This is a genomic window from Ignatzschineria cameli, from assembly GCF_003121895.1.
Classification (GTDB): Bacteria; Pseudomonadota; Gammaproteobacteria; order Cardiobacteriales; family Wohlfahrtiimonadaceae; genus Ignatzschineria; species Ignatzschineria cameli.
This window is the reverse complement of the sequence record NZ_QEWW01000001.1, coordinates 770825-778452: the sequence shown is the minus strand read 5'-3', so window position 1 is coordinate 778452 and position 7628 is coordinate 770825. Positions and strand designations below refer to the sequence as shown.

Annotated in this window: 4 protein-coding genes and 1 rRNA gene; 4 read left to right on the top strand and 1 reads right to left on the bottom strand. The window is 37.4% G+C overall.

What is annotated here, in order from left to right; genetic code table 11:
- Nucleotides 1-212 precede the first annotated feature (212 nt).
- Both rrf and DC077_RS03045 read left to right on the top strand, forming a co-directional pair.
- Nucleotides 213-327 (top strand): 5S ribosomal RNA (rrf, locus tag DC077_RS03050).
- A gap of 1135 nt (nt 328-1462) precedes the next feature.
- Nucleotides 1463-2854, top strand: coding sequence for a sodium:solute symporter family transporter (locus DC077_RS03045; RefSeq protein WP_109217826.1), 1392 nt, complete (start codon nt 1463-1465; stop codon nt 2852-2854).
- On the opposite strand, the gene DC077_RS03040 is transcribed toward DC077_RS03045, so the two are convergent.
- On the bottom strand, nt 2810-4156 hold the full coding sequence (locus DC077_RS03040; protein WP_162297630.1) for an aminotransferase-like domain-containing protein: 1347 nt from the start codon (nt 4154-4156) through the stop codon (nt 2810-2812). The genes DC077_RS03045 and DC077_RS03040 overlap by 45 nt on opposite strands.
- Before the next feature lie 301 nt (nt 4157-4457).
- On the opposite strand from DC077_RS03040, the gene pdxS reads away from it, so the two are divergent.
- Both pdxS and DC077_RS03030 read left to right on the top strand, forming a co-directional pair.
- Complete coding sequence (gene pdxS, locus DC077_RS03035) at nt 4458-5309, top strand: pyridoxal 5'-phosphate synthase lyase subunit PdxS (RefSeq protein ID WP_109217824.1); 852 nt, start codon at nt 4458-4460, stop codon at nt 5307-5309.
- Nucleotides 5310-5689: 380 nt separating this feature from the next.
- A complete protein-coding gene (locus DC077_RS03030) occupies nt 5690-7138 on the top strand; it encodes a TolC family protein (RefSeq protein WP_109217823.1) in 1449 nt (482 codons plus the stop codon).
- The last annotated feature ends 490 nt before the right edge of the window (nt 7139-7628 follow it).

The following is a 7628-nucleotide window of genomic DNA, read 5'->3' as shown; positions in this document are numbered from 1 at the left end:
TGCAGTAATGCATTGAGCTTACCAATACTAATTGACCGTGAGGCTTGACCATATAATAGGTCTTAGACAATTTTGATACGAGACATGATCGTTTCCAAAGTTGACGCGAATACAACAACTTAAGCAAGTCAATCGAACATTGCTATTATTGATACCAACTAATCAAATTTATTCGTGAGTGAAGTGCAAACACTTCAAACACAACCAGTTTTCCTGGGGATAATAGCGCTATGGAACCACCTGATCCCATCCCGAACTCAGAAGTGAAACGTAGCAGCGCCGATGGTAGTGTGGGAGATCCCATGTGAGAGTAGGTCAACCCCAGGGCTTTATCTTAAAAGCCTCTAGCTTAACCGCTAGAGGCTTTTTTCTTGCGTTCTTTTTTTATTCCTTAAAAACATATTTCCTTAAAAATAACTTTTGAGAAATTTCAATATTTTTTGATTCTAAGAGAGGCTGATGCATTGCCGGATTTTACAATTGTACTCTTTTAACAATCTCGCGCCGGCAAGGAGCTTAACCTTTATGTCTTTGCGAGTAGGTCTAGAGTAGTAGGCAAAGGTATAGATAGAATAGTAGACATGAAGCCGGCACCAAAGATGCCATTCCGCGGGCATTCAATAGTGATAAGAATGAAATAGTAGGCTCCCGCGGCTCCGCTGATTGTCTTAGTGGGTAGATCTATTGATATTGAAGATCAATTTTAAGTCGTAGAACGATCACATATTTGCAGGCAAGTGATCAATAAAAGCTTGCCGGCACGGGATCGTTAAAAGATCACAATCATAAAACTCGGTAACGCATCAGCTTTTCTTATTATCAATAAGCATGATAGATATATTGGAATTAATCATTTTAAACAATCTCGCGTTTACCGGCTTTGTAAATAGATAGGGTAGGTCTAGAGTAGTAGACATGAAGCCGGCACTAAAGATGCCACTCTGCGGGCATACAATAGTGATAAGAATGAAATAGTAGGTTCCCGCAGCTCCGCTGATTGTCTTAGTGGAGATTACAGGTAGATCTATTGATATTGAAGATCAATTTTAAGTAACAGTAATTCGAAATTACTTTTGATGGCTGGCGTGAGGATTAAATTTAGATGATATAAGATGCGCTTAAAGTTTGTAGATTGATACAATAATAAGCCTATATTTAACTCGACCCTAATTACTACTTGAATAGGATGAAGTTTTAAGTGAAACAATGCCGAATATTATTAGCCCTAATAGCACTTATTCCAATGATTATTTACTATATAAGCCTCTCATTTTGGCCACAGTTTGTAGCAACTCATTTTTTATGGGGGATTCCACTTTCTATTTTAGGCGGGGTTATTTCGATGCTTTGGGGAGCTTTTATAGCGTTACTTTATGTTAGCGTCTATCTATTGAGACGGTAGATTGAGCGTTATTGAATATTAATCAATATAAAATCTTTTATAACAGATATAGGGAATGAGATGCATCAAAATAAAAGTATAGCCCACTATTTTTTAGCGGATCGATCTATAGGGGTATTACAAAACTCCTTTGCACTTGCCGGTGATTATTTGTCGGCTGCTGCTTTTCTTGGATCAATCGCAATGTATTTTTCGCAAGGAATGGATTCACTCTTTTATGCAGTTGCAACATTATTAGGTTGGGTTCTATTATTGCTCTTCTTTTCAGATAAATTGCGCGGAACAGGTGCTTTTACTTTTTCAGATGTAATTAATAGACCTTTTAATAGTGATCGTTTAAAAATTTTGAGTGCTATTACGAGTCTTTTAATCTCCATCTTTTATTTGTTAGTGCAGTTAGTCGGTGCGAGCGCATTACTCTCTCTATTGCTAAACTTAACTTTTATTACAGCGTTATCGATTATCTCTCTACTCACGCTCTTTATTGTCCTAATTGGTGGTATGAGGGCAACCACTTTTATACAGAGCATCAAAGCGTTATTACTATTTTTATTTGCTTTTACATTAGCTTATTTAGTTTTAGAGCGGGTCAACTTTTCATTTGAGGAGCTCTTCTTGCGTGCGGCGGCAATCGCTTCTTTTGATTACTTAATGCCAAGCAAGGCAATCAGCTCTGGGATTGAGCAAGTTTCACTAATATTAGGGTTATTATTAGGTCTTTTAGGATTGCCACATATATTAATGCGTTTTTTTACAGTTAAAAATCAATCAGTCGCTCTCTTTTCAGCAGCAGGGACAACTTTATTGATAGCGCTATTTTTTATCCTTAATTTATTAATTGGTTTTGGGGCTGTCGTTTTATTGGAGGGGCAACAATTGACAGGAGGCGCAAACATGACCTTACTCCATCTTGCTTCGCTATTAGGGGGCACTATTTTCCAAACTATTTTAGCACTATTAGTTCTTATTACAGTTTTAGCTGTCATATCAGGAATTGTTATGGCGGCTAGTGCTACAGTGACTCATGATCTTTTACCGCTCTTAAAAAAAGATCAAAAGTGGAATAATGCTTGGCAGCTGATCATTGCTCGATTCTCTGTATTAATCATTTTTGTTTTAGGGGCGACTCTTGCCTATTTTTTTAGAGAGATGAATTTAGCTTTTCTCTTTGGTCTTGCATTTTCTTGGGTGGCAAGTGCCCATTTCCCTGTGATGTTGGGGCGATTTTATCTAAAAGGTTATAGCGAGAAGGGGGCTTTCTATGCCCTATTAGTTGGAACATTTGGAACGCTCCTTTTTCTAATATTGAGTGATACTGTTTGGGTAGATATTTTTGCCTTTAACTCTCTCTATCCTTATCGAAGTCCAACACTCTTTATTTTGCCATTAACGTTAATGACATTGTGGTTATTGAGGACTCGAGAAGTGGGGAAACGAGAAGCGGTAAGCTAATCCATCACCACCAAAATAACTATCTTCAATTCCTCTTATTTCCAGATCTAATAATCGCTTCTCAATCTCTTTTTGAGAGCGCTCCATTTTGAGTTCTGCAAAGAGGTGGAATCCTCCTTGAGGTCTCTCATAATTAAATAGATCAGAAAGATTATAATCGAGCCAATTTGTGAATTGATCTGCTTTTATTTTTAAGGTCCGCTGCAGCTCTACTTCATGTCTACTAGCATAGTGATCGAGGTAGTGCTGGGCCATATATTGGGGTAGGGAGCTTAGACCTGAATCAAGTTGTTGGCGTATATTAGCTAGATTTTCAATAATAGAACGGGGTGCGATCATCCATCCAATACGAATAGATCTACCGAGATATTTTGAAAGAGAACCCAAATAGAAGATATTATCCCCCTTGCTTGCCATTTTAAGGGGAGTGTTATCGATATAATTGTAGAACTTTAGTTGTCCATAAGCATCATCTTCAACAATAGGAAGTTGTTTTCGATGGCAGTAGGAAATCAGTAATTCTTTCCTCTTTAGAGAGATCACCCGTCCGGTAGGATTATGAAAAACGGGGTTGATAAAGATCATTTTGATTCTATGCTTATGGAGTAATTGATCTAATTTAGAGATGATAATTCCTTCTCGATCCATAGGAATTCCATATATTCTAATTCCAAGTGCTTGAAAGATAGAGAGGGAGTAAAAATAGGATGGATTTTCAATGGCGATAGAGTCTCCACTCTTTAATAGCCCTAGCGCAATGAGGGAGAGTGCCTGTTGAGTGCCGGAAGTAATCATAATCTCTTCAATAGGCACGTTCCATTGATGGCTTCTTTGAAGATATCGTTGAACAGCCTCCCTCAGATCAATTGTTCCAAGACGCATCGATTCTTGCTCCCGCTCTGCTTCAAGCAGTAATTGCCAATCAATCTCTGGAAGTTGCAAGGAGGGATATAACTCTGTAGGAAGATCTCCATTTGTAAGATTATATTTGACAGGATGCTGAAAGATCTCTTTATTAAGCGCACCATTCCACTGTAATCTTGGCTTTGAAAATTGACCCCATTTTTGTGGGTTGATATAAGTGCCGGACCCCACTTTTCGGATGATAAGACGGCGCTCATGTAACTCATCCATTGCTCTTACAACAGTTGATCGATTAACTGAGAAGAAGTGACTGAGCTCTCTTTCAGAGGGAAGTTTCTCTCCAGGTAATAATTTTCCGGCAATAAGCGCCTCTTCGATGGACTCGATAATTTGTTGATAAAGGGGCTTTTTACTACTCTTTTTAATATCAAAATGCATTGCGATATAGCTCTTTTTAGCTTCTTTTTTCTTCTTTATTTTTCGTCTATATTCCCTCCAATTTATCAGAGAATCCATCATCTTTAAATGGCTGGGTATAAACTCATCCAAATGGCTCTTTTGCTGATAAGGAAAGTTATATATCGTAGATGGTGTTTAAGAAAGAGTACTCGATCGATCATCTTGCGTTCAATTATGATTCTGCGATGACGGTTTTAGTACTCCTAATCAAAAGTTTAAAATAATTTAGCTGAAATTAAATAGAACGATTTTAAAAATAGAACCTAATGAAGGAGAAGAGATGAGTCAATTTATCGAGATGCCTAAAAGAGGCGTTATCATGGATGTTGTGAATGTTGAAGAAGCTAAAATTGCAGAAGCCGCGGGTGCTTGTGCTGTAATGGCATTAGAGCGAGTTCCTTCAGATATTCGTAAGGAAGGGGGCGTTGCACGAACAACAGATCCCGCATTGATTGAAGCGATTCAAAATGCAGTATCTATCCCTGTTATGGCGAAGGTACGTATTGGTCATATTGCAGAAGCTAGAATCTTAGAAGCGATGAATATCGATTATATTGATGAGAGTGAAGTATTAACGCCGGCAGATGATGTTTATCATCTTCTTAAAAGTGATTATCGTGTGCCTTTCGTCTGTGGTTGCCGCAATCTCGGTGAAGCATTGCGCCGCTTAGGTGAAGGTGCGAAAATGTTGAGAACGAAAGGTGAGCCAGGTACCGGTAATATCGTTGAAGCGGTGCGTCACATGCGCGAAGTAAATGCGGAAATTCGCCAATTGATCAATAAATCTGATGATGAGTTAATGGTTTTTGCCAGAGATCATCAGGCGCCTTATGAGTTAGTAAAAGAAGTTAAACGATTAGGACGATTACCAGTTGTTAACTATGCCGCAGGCGGTGTTGCAACACCGGCAGATGCTGTCTTGATGATGCTTTTAGGTGCAGATGGTGTTTTTGTTGGCTCTGGTATCTTTAAATCTGAAAATCCAGAGAAATTTGCGTCTGCGATTGTTGAAGCAACGAAAAATTATGAGAATTTTGAGCTTCTTGCGAAACTCTCTAAAAATTTAGGTGCGCCAATGAGCGGTCTCGAAATCTCTAAAATTCCTACAGATGAGATTATGGCTGATCGATAGTTATTGATGGTTACTCAATAGATTTTTAGTCAGTGTTTAATCGATATTCAATTAAGCCTCTATTAAACTTCTATTAAACCTTAATAACAAATTGTTAATAAAATATTGGGCAATAATTAATACTAAAGAGCAATAGTTTATCGCTACTTCTTGTATTAATCATTGCTCATTTTTTATGTCATGTTAAAGCTGAATAATAATTTTACTATATTGCTTTGTAATCAGTTATAATTTGTAACTTCGGATATTGTAAGTATATTTTGTAGGTATACGACTGTAGATATATGGAGTATATACGGTATATGCAACTCCTCAAGGCTGTAATCTTTTATAGAAAAGCAGCTTTTAATTACAAGTTTTGATTTTTTTAATGGATTCTAATGAAAAGTAACTCCTCTATTAAAGCAATAACAATAAGCCTTTTGAGTATCCTGTTAATCTCATGTGCGGGAAGCAATTCTGCCTCAAAAACTCAATCTCCTGATTGGGCAAGTGATGATAGTGCAGAGGCACAAAAGCTCCAGGCTTTATCTAAAAAGTTAGAAGAGAAGACGCAAAGATCAAATCAAGTTAAGGTTGCAGCTGATGAAAATAGTAGTAGAAATACCATTAAAAAAGGGAATATTACTCTACAAGAAGCAGCGCAAGCGATCGTCTTTTATCACCCAAGAGTAACGCAAGCAAAGGGTGATGAGCGAACAGAAGAAGAGTTGATAACGGTTGCTGAATCGAAATATTATCCTCAAATTAGTGGTGGGATAGGAATGCGGAGGGATAGTAATCGATCAGATCGCTATGATCGTGAGTTTCTACAAGATATTAATCTTAATATAGAGCAGGTCCTTTACGACTTTGGTAAGCGCTCAAGCGAGGTAAAGAGTGCCGAGTATAGTTATTTGACAGCTAAAGCATACACCTCGATGACTAATGAAGAGTTAGCACATATGGCCGCATTAGCAGTAGTCTCTACTGATCGCTATAAACAGTTGACAGAGTTAGCAAAAGGTCAGGTTGCAAGAGTATCTGCATTAGGTAAATTAGTGGAAGAGCGATATGAGAAAGGGGCAAGTAACCTCTCCGATGTCTATCAAGCAAAATCTCGATTAGATGATGTTCTCTCAGAAGAGCTTGATACAGTCACTCAACATCAAAGTATTTTACGCACCTTAGGAATTATTATTGGGCAACCGCAGATTACTAGCGCAACTGTCGGGAAACTGCCGACAACTTTAGCCGCGGCTTGTGCTGTTGATCCAGAATGGTCGGCAATTCCTGCCTATCAAGTTGCTGAGTTAGAGGCAGAGCGGGCGCTTGCGGAATTAGAGCGAGCAAGAGCAGATGAATTACCAACAATCTCTATAAGAGGAAATGCTTCTAGAGCTTTAAATGCAACGCCTCGTTATGGATCCCGTATCGATTCTACCGTTAGCCTTAATGTCTCAATGCCTGTTTATCAAGGTGGGGGATTATCTGCAAGTAAGCGTGCGGCAGCAAGTAGGGCGCGAACGGCTGATGCAAAAAAGGCAGAGGTTCGTTTAGATGTTAGTCAAAAGATGGATGATACTCGCATCCATTTAGAAAATTTACACAAACGCAAAAATCTACTCTCTCAAAGAGTTGAGAATCTTCGAAATACTAAAGAGTTATATAAGAAGCAATATTTAGAGCTTGGTACAAGGACATTAGTGGATCTATTGAACTCTGAGCGTGAATATCATCAGGCGCAGGTTGAGGTGGTCAATAATCAATTTGATATTATTCAAGCTCAGCTAGATTGTGCTTTCTATCAGGGTAAATTGAAAGAAGTTTTAAAGATAGAGACCTATTAAGCTTAAGCTATTCAATTGTTTAAGTTATTAAGAGAATGATGATCAAGATATCTTCTATCGGGATATCTTGATTATTTGGACACATTTTTATTTTATAAAATATTATAAGTTAAATATTTTTATTATATCTACTATAGATCCTTAGATTTTAATACCATTTAATCCTGCTATTTTTTATTTTTATATTCCATTTTAGATCTTATTTTTCACTTTCATGTTCATCTTTTAATTTGGAATTTGGAATTTGGGATTTAGGGTTTGATTTTATTTTAGTTTTAAGATCAATGGTTAATGGGTGAAATAGTTGTCTCTGAGGCATCTTTTTTATGATCTATTGCGTAGGTGATTGCAATTATTGGGAATTGTAGTGATTGCCAGAATGTTCATTTTGATAAAAAGTTAATACTTTTAATTATGCATAACTTTTTCTTATTAAGGTGAATGGTAATATGCACCTATTTCAAACTGATAGCTTAAAAAATCTCATCAA